The organism is Opitutia bacterium ISCC 52 (assembly GCA_014529675.2).
Lineage (GTDB): Bacteria > Verrucomicrobiota > Verrucomicrobiia > Opitutales > UBA2995 > UBA2995.
On the sequence record CP076040.1, the window covers coordinates 326,285 to 340,435 of the forward strand.

Below are 14,151 nucleotides of genomic sequence, written 5' to 3' on the forward strand. Positions count from 1 at the left end.
TAGTGCCATTTTCAGGACTCTCCTGGCTCTGGCACCATCATTTCAGTTTATATGACTCTTCTTAAATTACCTACGAAGGCTATCCCTCTATTATGTTTCATTCCAATGGTCCTGGCTGGCGCGACTTCGGTCGAAGTAGACAAGGCCATTGAGCTGTTGGAAAAACGCATCGAAATCAAAAAAGACACCGCGAAGTTGCGCAGCGATTGGGAGCTGGACCAGGCTGAACTCAAACAGGAGGAAAACTTGTTGGATGCAGAGCTTAAAGGCTTGGAAGAGAAGCTGGAAGTTCTACTTGGTATCAATAACGAGTTGCTAGCACGGGAAGACGTGGCCACCGGTTCGGCTGATGATCAGGATCGTATTTTGGAGCGTCTGAAAGAGAGCGCTGTGAATTATGAATCCTTGTTACTGAAACTTACACCTCGTCTACCGGATCCGCTGAGCACTCAGGTTAAAGATGAATTGGGCGAGGCGCCAGATCGGGAAATTAAAACTATAGGTGCCCGCTATCAGTCCCTCGTATCGGCGCTTAATCTGGTCCATCGTTTTAATCAGAAACCGTTTTTCACCAAGGAGTCTTATGAGGGGGGAGACGGAGCTAAGCAGTTGGATACCCTCTATTGGGGAATTGCCACGGGCTATCGGATTGATCCTTCCAACACAATTGCTCAAGTAGGGCATCCCGGGGACGATGCCTGGGTCTGGGAAGATGCGAACGATCACCTTGAAGGGATTCGCCAGGCCTTCTTTATTCATGAAGGCGTTGAGATCCCGGCCTTTATTCAACTTCCACTCAGGAGCTCTCATGAGTAGTCGCCTTTGGAAAACTTTTTTGGGTGTGGTCGGCATTGTAATTTTGTCGTGCTCAATCCTCCGTGCTCAAGAGCTCAACATCGCTGGAAAGAGCATCACGCTTGAAGCTCAGTTTGAGAAAGCTTTGGAGGAATACGAACAGCTATCGGCTGAGGTATCTAAAAAGAAATTGACCTTGGTTACCCCGCTGAACGGCAAGCGTATGCGAGTAAGTCAGCTGCGTAACCAAACGGACATGCTCTTGCTCAAGCGGTCAGAACGATTGAGCGTGGTTGAGCGTATCGAGGAACAAAATACAGGACAGGCTGATCAGATCGACTTTATTGACGCTCTCCTCGTGGATCACCTCTCCAATTTCGATACCTTGATTCATCCGGCTGAAGATCAGCTTTACCGACCAAGGTTTACTGAGTTGAGGAATAAGAAGAACGAAGGTGCTTCCCGTGAGGAGCAGATGCTGGCTCAGCTTGAAGTGATCGACCTGTCCTTCGAACGCATCGAAAAGGCCTTGGGCGGTTACAGCTTTGACGGCAAGGCGGTGAATGAGGCTGGCGATATTTTAGAAGGATCCATCAGCTTAACCGGACCGACAGCCTACTTTGCTGGAGGAGATAAACAGTCGGTTGGAGAACTGGAGTTTGAGACCAATTCCTTATTACCTGAGTTGAGCACTGTGCCTGACATAGCGATTGATCAAATCAATGCTCTGTCCTCTGGCGGCTCCACGGTTTTCCCCATCGATATCACTTTGGGACAGGCCAAAGAGTTTGGTCAAACGGAGTGGTCTCTTGGTCAGCATGTGGAGAAAGGGGGCATGGTTGGTTATGTCATTCTCGGGTTTGCCGCTGCGGCCTTGCTGATTGTGCTCGTCAAGATGCTCGACCTCTCCCGGGTACGTGGACTTCACAGTGTGCCCGTGGCCGACTTGATCGAACACCGATTGACTCAAGGCAACGACGAGGCGCTCGCCTTGGCAGAGAAGAAACCCTTTCCTGCCAACCGTGTGTTGTCAGTGGCATTAAAATATGCGGATCACCAAAGTGATGTGATAGAAGAGGTGATCATTGGTGAGATTCGCAATGTAAAGACTCGGCTTGAGCGCTTGCTTCCGTTCCTGGCTATCATTGCTGCCACCTCCCCGTTGATGGGCTTGCTGGGAACTGTGGTGGGTATGATTAAAACCTTTTCGCTGATCACCGTCTTTGGATCGGGTAATGCTCAATCGTTTTCCGCCGGCATTTCTGAAGCTTTAGTCACGACTGAGTTTGGGCTCATCGTAGCAATCCCGGCGTTGATCTTACATGGTGTGTTGTTGCGCTCAGCTCGAGAAAAGCTGGGGTCCCTGGAAGACCTCGCTTCTGAGTTTGTTATCTCCTTACAGGAATCGAGAAAGGAGAGTGCTTGATGACGACGGAATGGTTGGCTCCCTTTATAGAAGTGGCCGAAGCAGGAGGTCCTATCATTATTTGTATCTTTGTGCTCTCCATCCTCTTGTATGGAACCCTGTTGCGTGCGCTTCACCTGACTTTGACTACCTCGGCTCCTTACAAGGTGGTGAGGATTCAGGGGAACGCTCTTCCACCTAATGCTAAGCTGAATCGCTATTGGAGGAATTTGTCGGAAGGACTGGATGGCTTCAGCGACAACACCCATCTGGCTATCTCTTACCTGAAGTTTGCTCGACGGGGTATCCAGAGGTTGGTGACGTCCAAGTTGGCCCATATAAAAATTGCGATTGCTGCTGCACCGCTCCTGGGGTTGTTGGGAACCATTACCGGGATGATTCAAACCTTCTCAGCGTTGAGTACAGGTATGGGCGAAGATGCATCTAATCTGGTTGCAAGTGGAATTTCCAAGGCACTGCTCACCACCAATGCCGGATTGGTGGTGGCGATTCCCGCAATCTTTCTCACCTATCTGGTGCAGCGTCATTTGAACCGAACCCTGGCTGTTTTTGGAAGCCTGGAAACTCAATTTCTAAACGCGATGGAGGGCACGCGCTAGTATGATCCGAAATCGTGTCAGTAACCCGGACGGGGATTTCGACAGCGCGGAGATCAATTTATCTCCTTTGATCGACTGTGTGTTCATTCTTTTGATTTTCTATATTGTCACCACCGTTTTCATCGAGGAAACCGGAGTCGAAGTAAACAAACCGGAGGCCGCGGCCTCGACCCAGTTGGATAAGAAGAGCCTGCTCATTGCCATCACAGCTGAGAACAACGTCGTCTATGCGGGAACGGAGATCGGCATTTCCGGCGTGGCTGGAATCGTCAAACGTCAGATGGAGATCGCTGAGATCCCCGTGATAATCCAGGCCGATGAACGGGCCGACCATGGTGTATTTTCCCGCGTCTATGGAGAGGCTAAAGCAGCGGGGGCGACGAAAGTCAACTTTGCCACGGAGTATTGAATTCTTTGGGGAAACATATATGAAAGACTGGAATACAACCACACCATACACCTGGGGCCAAAAGCTGCTCCATGTGGTTATTGGCGTGTACGTATCGGCTGGTCTTTTCTACACCGTCTCCTTGAGTTTGAAAAATGACGCGAAGCCGGAGGAGCAAGTGAGTGCCTTCGTGACTCAATCAGTCCAGATCACGCCCCCCGAGCCTCCCGAAGTAGAGCAACCGGCGGATGAGCCGGACAACACCATATCCGCAAAGGTCGACTTTGCTTTGGCGCAGGACAATTTGGCCATCAAATTGTTGGCTTCCAACATTCGCCCAACACGTGCCCAGGATATCGTGCAGAAAGTGGACTTCGATCTATCCAAGTTTGAGGTGAAAGGTCGGGACATAAACGACATGGTCGTCTACGAGGGAAGGGAAGTCGATAAACGCCCGGAGCACATCTACCGCGTGATGCCGGATTTGAAAATTAAGAAACCCAAGGAAACCGTTCAGCTTATCTATGTAGTCAACGTCGACGGTACCGTGGGTGATACCTATGTGCTTGAAACCACGAATGCCCAGTTCAATGAGGAGGTTGTCGCATGCGTCAAAACATGGACTTATTCTCCTGCAGAGAAAAACGGCATGAAGGTGCGCTGTTGGGTAAAACAAAAAATCATTATCAACAAAGCCAGCTCCAGGTTTGGGTTGTAACTTTTATGGGGAATCAGAAAACAGTTCGTCTTATAGCTTTCGCAGCAGCAATCATGCTTTGTATCCCCTTGATGGGTACTGCGCAATCAATCAGTGTCGACAAGCCGATCACTGAGTCTGAGTTGGCGAAAAAAATCCAAGGCAGTTATGGGTTCCTGAGCAACCGCGAGCCTGCCTTGAATCAAGGAGAGTATGCGATCGTGGAGAAGTTCTTGCCTTTCCTGGAAGAGGATCCGGATTTTGCCCTGGAAATGATCGAGGGTTTGACGGCCAATAATCCTGACCTCTCTGCTTCTTTCGATTTTGTCCTGGGAAATCTTTACTATCAGTCTCAGCGTGAGCCGGACGCCTTACAGTCTTACAAGAAAGCCTTGGCAAAATACCCGGACTACATGCGTGCCTGGCGATCCATTGGTTGGATCAGTTTGTACGCGGAAGACTACGAGACCGCTTTGGACGCTTTCGGTAAAGCGATCAAGCTTGGTGATACTGAACCTGACACCTTTGGGCAGATTGGTTATTGTTACTACCTGCAGGGGGACCATATGGCAGCCCAGTCGGCCTACTCACAAGCGCTGCTCTACGATCCGACCAACCTGGATTGGATGCGGGGTAATCTGTCCTGCCACATTGCCTTGGGCAACAATGAGGCGGCTATTGTTATTTTGGAGAGCCTCACGCGCCGCCAGCCGGAAGAGGGCGAATTCTGGCGAACCTTGTCTAACCTCTACATTCAAGAGGAAGACTTTACCAAAGCAGCTGCTTGTATGGAGTTTCTGCGGATGACGAACGAAATGAATTTTGAGGAATACGACATGTTGGCGCGTGTTTACATCAACACGGAGTCCTTCGATCTCGCAGCCGAAGTGTTTATTGAGATGATCGCCAAGGGGCATGTCCCGGATGGCGATGCTTTACTCATTTGCGTCAATGGCCTCTACAAAAACCAGTGGGTCGACCTGGCCGATCGTTTAGACGATAGCCTAACGGCGGATGAGGATTCACTGTCGGATGAGAGCCGGGCGTTGTTGGTTCTGATCGGTTCAAAGCGGGCTGAGCTTGCTGGGGAGCTGTCGGAGGCCGAGCGGATCCTGACAAAAGGGCTTGAAATAGGAAAGCGATTGGGAGACATTCGACTTCGTTTGGGAATCGTCCAGTTTCAAAGTGGCCAATCTGAAGCTTCTTTGGAAACCCTAGCCCTTGCCGAGTCCCACGCATCATCTCGTCGAAATGCACTCATTGCGCAGGCGCAAATTCTTATGAGTATTCAATCTTACTATGCAGCGGGGGAGAAACTGGAAGTGGCCATTGCCGAGGGCGCTGGTGACCACGCGTCCAACCTTTACCAAGATTGTATGCACGCTGCTCGAAAACAAGAACTCGATCGAATCAGCCTGACTCACGGAACGCTCCAATAATCATTTTCCAACCCTGACCACAGAACCATACTAACATTAAACTAAATCAAATTATGAAAATCAGTATCGCTGCAGTTTGCTTATTGATCGTCTCAGTCATTGTTGGGACTGCTGAATCCGGACCTCATTATGTATTTCTAAGTGGTCAGATTAGTGCCGCGGTGAGTGAAGACTTTTATCCCATCGATACCTTTGACGGAGATCGCCTACGATTGGAAGGCATCAAGAAGCGCCTAAGACCGGCTGGGAATTTGCCGTGTCAGATGAAACCTATCGTCGCCATCAGTAATAAGTATGCGGAGGTGAGTAGCTTTAGCTATAGTTTCAACTCCAACAGAGCCGATATGACGGAACTGATGGCAATCAATGAGATGAATTCCGAACAGATGCGTTTTGAACAGGGGCAGAATTTTGAGCAAGCCACGCAGAACGGTACCTTTTTCGGAAACGGAGGCGGAGTGTCGCTAGAAGAGGGAGGAGGATCTCAGTCGTTTGAGAATAGTGCTCAGAGTGTAGATGAACTGGACCAGCTCTCGTATAATCAATCCATAGATGATCCTGATGCTTTTGGAGCTAATATCTTGCAGGATACGATCTCCCTGCGATTTGAGCTTCAACCGAGGCAGTCTATCGAAAATGCATATGCTGCTGTAGTACTTAGTTTCAAAGAGCAGAATGCCCAAAAGCGTTTGCAAGGAATTCGTCGCTCTGTGGTGCGTGTCATCCCCATAGGTGATATTGAATCCGGAGTTGCTCGACAAATGAAATCTACCTGTACCTTCCCTGAGCATAACATATCTGATGCCAAGGTGGATATTTTCCTCTTTGATGGAAATGGGGATCACGTAGCGACCAACATCGCCAAAGCGATCAAGGAGATTACACCTGAGCAGTTGGAGAAATTTCGCGAGCTTGAGAAACTTGAGTCAGCTGAGTCAGCCGGCTAAGCAAGGATACCATCGATCAGGTGACCGTGCACATCCGTGAGACGGAAATCACGTCCTTGGAATTTGTAGGTCAGGCGCTTGTGGTCGACACCGAGTAAGTACAACATGGTGGCATGCAGGTCGTGCACGGCTGTTGGATTCTCTTGCGCATTGTAACCAAAGTCGTCGGTCGCCCCATAAGTGGTGCCTCCCTTGATGCCTCCACCGGCTAGAAAGATGGAGAACCCTTTTATGTGGTGATCCCGGCCATCACCGCCACCACCCTGACTCATCGGGGTCCGGCCAAATTCGCCGCCCCAGATGATGAGGGTCTCACCCAGCATGCCTCGTTCTTTCAAGTCCTTGATTAACGCAGCGGTCGGTTGGTCAGCCAGATTAGAAACCGATGTAAAGTTCTTCTCGAGATTACTGTGATGATCCCAGCCGCGGTGGTAGAGTTGAATGAAACGCACGCCTCGCTCGGCCAAACGTCGTGCCATCAAGCAATTCGATGCATAGGAACCGTCGCCCGGAGTACAACCATAGCTCTCCAGAATATGCTGGGGTTCTTTTGAGAAATCGGCCAAGTCAGGCACGGAGGCCTGCATTTGAAAGGCGAGCTCGTATTGAGCGATGCGGGTTGCGATTTCGGGATCATGCCTTCGAGAGGCGAGGTGGTGGTTGAGGGAATTGATGGTTTCAACCAGGTCCCCCTGGGAACCGCGGCTGACACCGTCGGGATTTCCGACGTAATAGACCGGATCTCCCTTGGATTGTAGTTCTACGCCCTGGTGTTTGCTTGGCAGAAAGCCATTGTGCCATTGTTTGGCGGAAATGGGTTGCCCTTGGCCACCAGCTTCGGACGTAAGAACCACGTAACCGGGTAGATCGTTGGACAGGCTACCTAGACCGTAGAGGGTCCAGGCTCCCATGCTTGGGCGTCCTGGGATGATCGATCCCGTATTCATGAAGGTGTGGGCCGGGTCATGATTGATCTGCTCCGTATACATGGATCGGATCACCGCAATTTCATCGGCTAGACCCGCGATGTGCGGGAAGCGGTCGCTGATTTGCATGCCGCTTTGTCCATGGCGGGAAAACTTGAAAGTGGGGCCTTTAATCTTGAGCTCCGCACCCTGTAGCTGGGCGATCTGTTCACCGTCAGTCACTGATGCCGGCATGGCTTGTCCGTGTTGAGCTTCCAATACCGGTTTGTAATCGAAGGTTTCCAGGTGGGAGGGGCCACCAGCCATACACAGGTGGATGATTCGCTTCACTTTTGCTGGATGATGTAAGCCTTCACTTCCCAGGATGGGGCTTGAAGTTCCTATAGCATCGGTGGCAAATAGATCACCGAGTGCTACCACTCCCAAACTGGAAAGAGACTTCTTTAAGAAAGTTCTCCGATTTACTTCTGTGGCGTATTCAGAAAATGATGACATAGTTCGATTAGTATCGGGTTATGGTTTCGTGCAGATTGAGGATGGCTCGACTCAGGCTGGTCAGGGCAGCGAGTTCAATGGTTGGCAAATCTGGGTCTGGGAAATAAAGTCCAATCTGGAGTAGGGCATCTGCCTGGTTCTCCGACTTTTTAAAACGTTCCCGTTCGCGATTAAGAAATGAGGAAAGTGTCGTGAGTTCTTTCTTCGAGGGTGTTCGAGCCAAGGCTCTGGTATAGGCGGCCTTGATCCGATCCGCATCCGTGCTTTCTTCCGTGAGTAGAATCTCTGCCAGGGCCTTGGCAGCTTCAACTTGGGTAGGGTCGTTCAACAGGGTGAGCGCTTGGAGCGGCGTGTTGGAAAGGTCCCGCTTTACCACACACTCGTCGCGACTACTGGCGTCAAACGTGGTCATCATGGGATGAAGGAAGGTGCGCTGCCAATGGACATACACGCCACGCCGGTACTGATCGTCATCCGTGTCGGCCGTGTACTTACGTCTCGGGAAGTTCAGGTTTCGGTAGTGCCCGTCGGGTTGGTAAGGCCGTGCCGCAATGCCTCCCATCTTGGTGTCGAGAAGGCCGCTGATCTGCAATGCGTTATCACGAATCACTTCTGCTGGAAGTCGAACCGGACTCTGGCGTGCCAGCAATCGATTGTAGGGATCGAGCTCGTGGAGTTTCTCTGAAACGTCACTCGATTGGCGGTAAGTGCGAGAGCTTACAATGGTTTTGACCAAGTGCTTGATATCCCAACCTGAGTCCATGAATTCTGCAGCCAACCAATCCAGGAGTTGAGGGTAGGGTGGATATTCACCCTGCAACCCGAGGTCTTCCGGTGCACTACTAAGGGGCATTCCAAAATACATCGCCCAGATCCGATTCACAAAGGTGCGAGCTGTCAGCGGATTCTTTCGGTCAACGATCCAGTGAGCGAGATCGAGACGGGTTAGGTGTCGATTGTTGTTGGATGCGATTGAGTTGGGTAGGAACCCCGGACTGGCTGGTAAGACGGTTTCACCGCTGTCGTCCATCCAGTTTCCTCGGGGAAGCACTTTTACTTCCCTTGGTTTGGCACTGACCGTGAGCGGGGTGTAGCGCTTGCCGTGGAGCTCCTGCTTGAGAGCATCTATTGCTGAACGTTCTTCGGTAAAGCTGTCCGCGTGGTGGACAAAGAATACTTGCTTGAGTTGGTCCGTGTCTTGCTGAGTCGCATTTCCCTCCAACTGTTTAGCCAGGAGCTTGGAATCCCTGTCGCTGAGTTCAGCGTATTGAGACCCGTTTCTTAGGGTACGCATTTTGAAGTTTCGGAAACTGGAGGAGTTGCCTTTGAGTGGGCGCAGAGAAATCAATTTGGCTCCTCGTGGCAGGTTGAGCGTGTCCTGGGTCAGTTTGATAGAGTGCCAAGGCCCTTTGTAAAGTTTGGGGGATACCTGGATGCGCCATGGGGCGGTAGATTTGCTGTCCAGCTCTCGTTCGTAGTTATCGCCCATATGGTAGGCGCGTTTGTGGAGCCTCCCGTTTACGTCGTACCTCACCTCCAATCCCAGGCTGCCTCTTCCTCCACCCCCTAGCATCCTGGCTTCGAATTCCAGCGCTGCGATTTCTTTGAGTGGGTATGGGTAGCTGCTGACCTCAATGGATTCCGAGTTGGCCGTTTCTAAATATTTATCCGTGTAATTGAATGGCAGATACGTTCGGATATTGCGGCGAGCGAGTTCGGATTGTTGGCTCAACCAGCTTTCAAATTCCTGGGATGCTTCTTCGGCCCCTTTCGCGAGTTTAGCTTCTTGTTCCTTAATTTTCTTCCGGAGTTCATCAGGTGTTTCGTGGAAGACATAATTGGGGACGCTCATCTCCGGGCCAAACCATCCTTCATGAGTGAAGTCTTTTTCCAGATAAGGATCGATTGATTCCTGGTAGCTACCGTCTCCGGTGTAGGCACCTTTTTCAAGTATGTCTGCAAAGAAGGCCGCCATGCTGTAGAAGTCTTTGGTAGTAAAGGGGTCAAACTTGTGATCGTGACACTCGGCACACGCCATGGTGGAACCCAGCCAGGTCGTTGCCGTCGTCCTCACGCGTTCGGCCTGATACTTTTTCACGTACTCCTTGTCTTGAATGCCACCTTCCCGGCTGAGTTGGTTTATACGATTATAGCTGGTTGCAACCAGTTGCTTGATGGTTGGATTGGGAAGGAGATCACCGGCGATTTGCTCAATGGTAAATTGATCGTAGGGTTTGTTGTTATTAAAGGACTCGATCACATAATCCCGATAGGGAGTGGCATCGCGTTCCTGGTCGCCATGGTATCCAACCGTATCCGAGTAACGCACCGCATCGAGCCAGTGAATGGCCATCTTTTCGCCGTAACGGTTAGAGGACAGTAGCTGATCGACCATAGTCTCGTAAGCCTTCGAGCTACGGTCTTTCATGAACGTGTCTACTTCGTCTGGTGTGGGTGGTAAGCCAATAAGATCTAAATAGGTTCGACGAAGCAGGGTTTCTTTGGTGGCTTCTTTTGAGAACTTCAAGCCGCGGTCTTTGAGTTCTTTCCCTACGATTTCGTCAATGCCGTTGTAGTCTGGTTTCTCCACCGGATTGTAGGACCAATGACTGTCGTACTCGGCGCCTTCTGCAATCCATCGTTTAAGGAGCAGTTTTTCCTTTTCGCTTAGCACCTTGTTGGAGCCGGGTTCCGGCATCACCTCGTCTGGATCATCGCTGAAGATTCGCAGCAGCAGCTCTCCATCTTCCGTATCACCTGGAACAAACGCGAAGCTCTCAATCGCGTCCTCGCGTATGTCGAGCCTTAGGTCGCCTTCCCGCTTTGCCTCGTCCGGTCCGTGACAGAAAAAGCAATTATTGGACAGGATGGGGCGGATGTGCCGGTTGAAGTCGACCTCCTGAATGGCATCGACTTCGGCTTGGGCCGCTTCGTTTCCACTTGTGGAAGCAGTTGAGACGCAGATTAGAGAAAGTATAACTGACAGGGTAGATCTAAACATAAGTAATGGCGCCCAATAGCGGCTTATTCGACTGCTAGTTTTTACTTCTGCGATCTATTCAGTCAATGATATCAGGAAATCGCTTTGTTAAGGGCTTGCTGTAGGGGGTCTTGTGTCGTGTTCGCCTTTACGGCTCAATGCATCGAACTCCGTTTGTTTACCTTGATCCTTTTGCTGTTTCATCCAAGCCACGAGTTGAGCTTTTAGGTCTTCCTGGATCGATCGAACCTGTGCTTTTCCAGCCAGGTTCTCCAGCTCATAGGGATCTTCCTCAAGATCGTAGAGCTCGAATTCCGGGCGCCGTTGATAAAAATTGTATCGCTCCATTGCAAAATCATCGCCTTGCTCACCCTTGGTTTTCCAGCTCTGGTAAGCATCCATCCTGGTGATCACCGTATTACTAAAGGCCTGGTCCCAGTTTAGATTCCACACCAAGCGGTAGCGTTCACTTCTCACCGTTCGTATGCCGTATCCATCGGGTTCGGGACCCGAGTAGATACCCTTGGATGTTTGCACGCCAAACGAGTAGGCGTGGTGTGTGTCCGACTGCCCCTTTAAGACTCCCAGGAAACTTCTTCCATCGAAATTAAAGTCTGTAGGGTCTCCTCCAGCTGCCTCGATGAAGGTAGGCAGGACGTCGATGTATTGAATCATGGCCTTTGTCTCGCGCCTGGGTTCGATAACACCTGGCCAGCGAACCACTGCAGCCGATCTCAGCCCGGTGTCGTAACAGGTCCATTTGCAATGGGGAAAATTGGAACCTTGTTCACTCAGAAAGAGGACCAAGGTCTCCTCGGTCTTCCCATGTGTATCCAGATAGTCGAGACATTGTTTGACCTGGTTATCCATGTAGTTGATCTCTGCATAGTAGCGCGTGAGGTTTTCACGGGTCACCGGCGTGTCGATAAGGTAGGGTGGCAAGGTCAGTTTATCAGCCTCATAGACACTGGGATCGCCCCGGTTCCAAGGTGTGTGAGCTTGATTGGATGCTACGACCATGCACCAGGGTTGGTCTCCGGTGTTCTCGATAAATTTATCCAAAAGTGTCATGTCCAGGTCAATTCCACCACCACGGTCCCCGTGTTGGCCGCCGAGGAATTCGAAGGGAAAATTTTCGATCGGAGCTTCATGGCGTTTTCCCATAAGTCCTACGCGATAGCCTAAGGGTCGCAAATAATGGGCCATGCTCTGGATGTGATCGTAAACACGGCTGTGGTTGGGGTGGGCTCCATTGCGGACGGGATGAATGCCAGTATAAAGGCTCATCCGGGTCGGGGCGCACATCGGGGCTGAATTGAAACAGTATTCAAATCGTAAGCCCTCTTTGGCTAATTGATCGATCGTTGGGGTTCGTACCTCCTCATTTCCATAACAACCTATATCGTGGTAGGTCAGATCGTCTGACAGAAAGAGTAGTAAGTTGGGTTGAGTTGGCTGAGCAAGACCTTGGGCCAAAAGACCTAGTTTAAAAAGAAGAGCAAGCAAGCCAAAGCGGAGAAAGGTAATCATAAACTCAAAAGTTTCTTCAAGACCTAAAAACGGATTCCTCTGGCAGCAACCAGATTCCGGGACGCACGATGATTTAGGCTTCTATATTCAAAGCGTAAAGTAACACAATTTTCGAAGATTGATCGACCAGCTACAGTCATGGTTATGTAAGTTGTATCTATGGTAAGAATACAGTGTATAAGTGGGGAGGATCTGTTTAGAACAGCAAATACACGCCCACGAATCCACAAATATAAACGCCCAGCCAGAACTTAAAGGTTCCAAAGATACCAACGCGTTTGATGGTGGCTGCCCGTTCCTGTTTCTCTTCTTCCGATGGCTGCAAAAAGGCCAGATCTTCCTTTGTTGGGGCCGGGCGTAAGCGGCTACTTACTAACAGGACGACTACATACGCTCCTACGAGGAAGAAATTGATGTGGTACAAATTGCTGTTTAGAATAATTTCCGGACAGTAAGCCTGGAGTGCTGGCACCGTCCTCAGTGAAAGGATCGTAACTCCGAACACATACCCGACGGTTAGAGTAATCATGGCACCGAATCCGTTGGCACGTTTGCTAAAGCGGCCAACCACGTAACACACGCCGATGGCAGGCAGGAGGAAGCTGGAAACCCGATGCATTAACAGATACACGATTTCGCCCGCATCCTTGACCATGGGAGCTGTGAAGATGGCCCAAGCGAGAATAAAGATGGCAAAGATACGGCCCACTTTGAGCGCCTTTTTTTCGCTTATCTTTTTATCGAACAGAGGATAGATATCGATCGCGAATATCGAACTCAGAGACATGATGCTGGAATCCAGGGTCGACATTAACGCGGCTAGGAAACCTGCCAATACGATTCCGGATATTCCAATGGGCAGCACTTTCTGGATGAGAGCCGGGTAAGCTTGATCGGGGTTGATGCCGGGAACCAATTTGAACGCGAGTATGCCTGGGAAAACCAGGACGAAAATGGCTATGATTTTTAGAAAACCTCCGAGCAACATCCCTAGTTGGGCGTTGCGAGTGTCTTTGGCTCCCAGCGTTCGCTGTAGAAGCTCTTGATTACTGATGGCCCAGAAAAAGCTGATCATAAGAAGGCCACTGAACACAGCCGTCCAGGGCATCTGGGGATGGTCGGAAGGCAGCAATAGCTCAAAGTTTTCTTCTGGCACCGTGGCGAAGAGTTCGCCGAGTCCACCCACTGAGAGGGTGCCTAGAACCAGAACCAACACACCGCCCACGAGCAGGACGATTGATTGGATAAGATCCGTATATACAACGGAGGTGAGTCCTCCGATGATGGCGTAAACACCTACCGCTATTCCCAGAATTAATGAGCATGTGAAAAGCATGTCTTCTCCAAGGCCAAACAGCTGGAGAATCACCAGACTTCCCGTGTAGAGAATGATCGAGGTCATAAACAGACCGAAGCTGATCATCGTAATACAATAGACCAGCTTGGCTGGTTTGCTATACCGCTGCTCGAGAAAACCGGGGATGGTAAATATCTTGGTGCGAAGGTAGACCGGAATAAAAAACAGGGCCGATGTTGCCAGGCAGATGCCTCCGATGAGTTGAGGGTTCGCTGCGGCAATTCCAATCTGGTAGGCTAGACCCGATTGCCCCACGAACTGAACGCTGGAGATGTTGGTCGCGAACAATGAGGTTCCGATCAGCAACCAGGTAAAATGTCGACCTCCTAGAAAGTAGCCTTCGCGGTCCGCCTTTTCTCGGCGACCAATCCAGATGCCGAAAACCAACACGCCTACGAGGTAAACTATGACGATGGTGATATCAATGGTTTCTAGAGTCATGGGGTAGGAATTAAGGCTGAAGGAAGAAGATTGAAGGATGAAAAATTCGTCGAAGAAAGGACAAAAATTGTAGGAGCGGTTTGTTATTCAGCGTTTTACTTGTAGATGTGTCGACTAAAGTTTCGGTAATC

At 50.4% G+C, this 14,151-nt stretch carries 11 protein-coding genes; 7 read left to right on the forward strand and 4 right to left on the reverse strand.

Translation table 11 applies throughout. From position 1 onward, the window contains the following. Nucleotides 1–51: 51 nt before the first annotated feature. Genes GA003_01405 through GA003_01435 form a run of 7 tightly spaced genes read left to right on the forward strand, consistent with a single transcriptional unit; the run spans nt 52 to nt 6,291 of the window. On the forward strand, nt 52–816 hold the full coding sequence (locus tag GA003_01405) for a DUF3450 domain-containing protein (GenBank protein ID QXD28664.1): 765 nt from the start codon (nt 52–54) through the stop codon (nt 814–816). After that, nucleotides 809–2,221 carry a MotA/TolQ/ExbB proton channel family protein gene (locus GA003_01410; GenBank protein QXD28665.1) on the forward strand — a complete coding sequence of 471 codons (1,413 nt, stop codon included), beginning with the start codon at nt 809–811 and terminating at the stop codon, nt 2,219–2,221. Before GA003_01405 ends, GA003_01410 begins: the two co-directional genes overlap by 8 nt. Next, the gene (locus tag GA003_01415; GenBank protein ID QXD28666.1) at nt 2,221–2,820 is read left to right on the forward strand and encodes a MotA/TolQ/ExbB proton channel family protein; all 600 of its coding nucleotides are present in this window, start codon (nt 2,221–2,223) and stop codon (nt 2,818–2,820) included. The genes GA003_01410 and GA003_01415 overlap by 1 nt, the downstream gene beginning before the upstream one ends. A 1-nt stretch (nt 2,821) precedes the next feature. Continuing rightward, nucleotides 2,822–3,229 carry a biopolymer transporter ExbD gene (locus GA003_01420; GenBank protein ID QXD28667.1) on the forward strand — a complete coding sequence of 136 codons (408 nt, stop codon included), beginning with the start codon at nt 2,822–2,824 and terminating at the stop codon, nt 3,227–3,229. Between the two features lie 19 nt (nt 3,230–3,248). After that, nucleotides 3,249–3,926 (forward strand): energy transducer TonB, encoded by a 678-nt coding sequence (locus tag GA003_01425; protein ID QXD28668.1) that lies wholly within the window; start codon nt 3,249–3,251, stop codon nt 3,924–3,926. A gap of 5 nt (nt 3,927–3,931) precedes the next feature. Beyond that, nucleotides 3,932–5,344, forward strand: a complete 1,413-nt coding sequence (locus GA003_01430; protein QXD28669.1) for a tetratricopeptide repeat protein — start codon at nt 3,932–3,934, stop codon at nt 5,342–5,344. A 53-nt stretch (nt 5,345–5,397) separates the two neighbouring features. Next, nucleotides 5,398–6,291, forward strand: coding sequence for a hypothetical protein (locus tag GA003_01435; GenBank protein ID QXD28670.1), 894 nt, complete (start codon nt 5,398–5,400; stop codon nt 6,289–6,291). Here the strand turns inward: GA003_01435 and GA003_01440 are convergent. From GA003_01440 to GA003_01455, 4 genes are all read right to left on the reverse strand, one after another. Continuing rightward, complete coding sequence (locus GA003_01440; GenBank protein QXD28671.1) at nt 6,288–7,712, reverse strand: DUF1501 domain-containing protein; 1,425 nt, start codon at nt 7,710–7,712, stop codon at nt 6,288–6,290. The genes GA003_01435 and GA003_01440 overlap by 4 nt on opposite strands. 7 nt (nt 7,713–7,719) lie before the next feature. Continuing rightward, on the reverse strand, nt 7,720–10,713 hold the full coding sequence (locus GA003_01445) for a PSD1 and planctomycete cytochrome C domain-containing protein (GenBank protein ID QXD28672.1): 2,994 nt from the start codon (nt 10,711–10,713) through the stop codon (nt 7,720–7,722). 87 nt (nt 10,714–10,800) lie between these two features. After that, the gene (locus tag GA003_01450; protein QXD28673.1) at nt 10,801–12,222 is read right to left on the reverse strand and encodes a sulfatase; all 1,422 of its coding nucleotides are present in this window, start codon (nt 12,220–12,222) and stop codon (nt 10,801–10,803) included. A gap of 196 nt (nt 12,223–12,418) precedes the next feature. Next, the gene (locus GA003_01455; protein QXD28674.1) at nt 12,419–14,020 is read right to left on the reverse strand and encodes a sodium/solute symporter; all 1,602 of its coding nucleotides are present in this window, start codon (nt 14,018–14,020) and stop codon (nt 12,419–12,421) included. Between the last annotated feature and the right edge of the window lie 131 nt (nt 14,021–14,151).

Bases quoted from the DNA above. Each gene is read 5' to 3' on its own strand.
- GA003_01450 (QXD28673.1), bottom strand. From the start codon at position 12,222: ATGATTACCTTTCTCCGCTTTGGCTTGCTTGCTCTTCTTTTTAAACTA.
- GA003_01435 (QXD28670.1), top strand. From the start codon at position 5,398: ATGAAAATCAGTATCGCTGCAGTTTGCTTATTGATCGTCTCAGTCATT.
- GA003_01445 (QXD28672.1), bottom strand. From the start codon at position 10,713: ATGTTTAGATCTACCCTGTCAGTTATACTTTCTCTAATCTGCGTCTCA.
- GA003_01415 (QXD28666.1), top strand. From the start codon at position 2,221: ATGACGACGGAATGGTTGGCTCCCTTTATAGAAGTGGCCGAAGCAGGA.
- GA003_01410 (QXD28665.1), top strand. From the start codon at position 809: ATGAGTAGTCGCCTTTGGAAAACTTTTTTGGGTGTGGTCGGCATTGTA.
- GA003_01455 (QXD28674.1), bottom strand. From the start codon at position 14,020: ATGACTCTAGAAACCATTGATATCACCATCGTCATAGTTTACCTCGTA.
- GA003_01405 (QXD28664.1), top strand. From the start codon at position 52: ATGACTCTTCTTAAATTACCTACGAAGGCTATCCCTCTATTATGTTTC.
- GA003_01420 (QXD28667.1), top strand. From the start codon at position 2,822: ATGATCCGAAATCGTGTCAGTAACCCGGACGGGGATTTCGACAGCGCG.
- GA003_01425 (QXD28668.1), top strand. From the start codon at position 3,249: ATGAAAGACTGGAATACAACCACACCATACACCTGGGGCCAAAAGCTG.
- GA003_01440 (QXD28671.1), bottom strand. From the start codon at position 7,712: ATGTCATCATTTTCTGAATACGCCACAGAAGTAAATCGGAGAACTTTC.
- GA003_01430 (QXD28669.1), top strand. From the start codon at position 3,932: ATGGGGAATCAGAAAACAGTTCGTCTTATAGCTTTCGCAGCAGCAATC.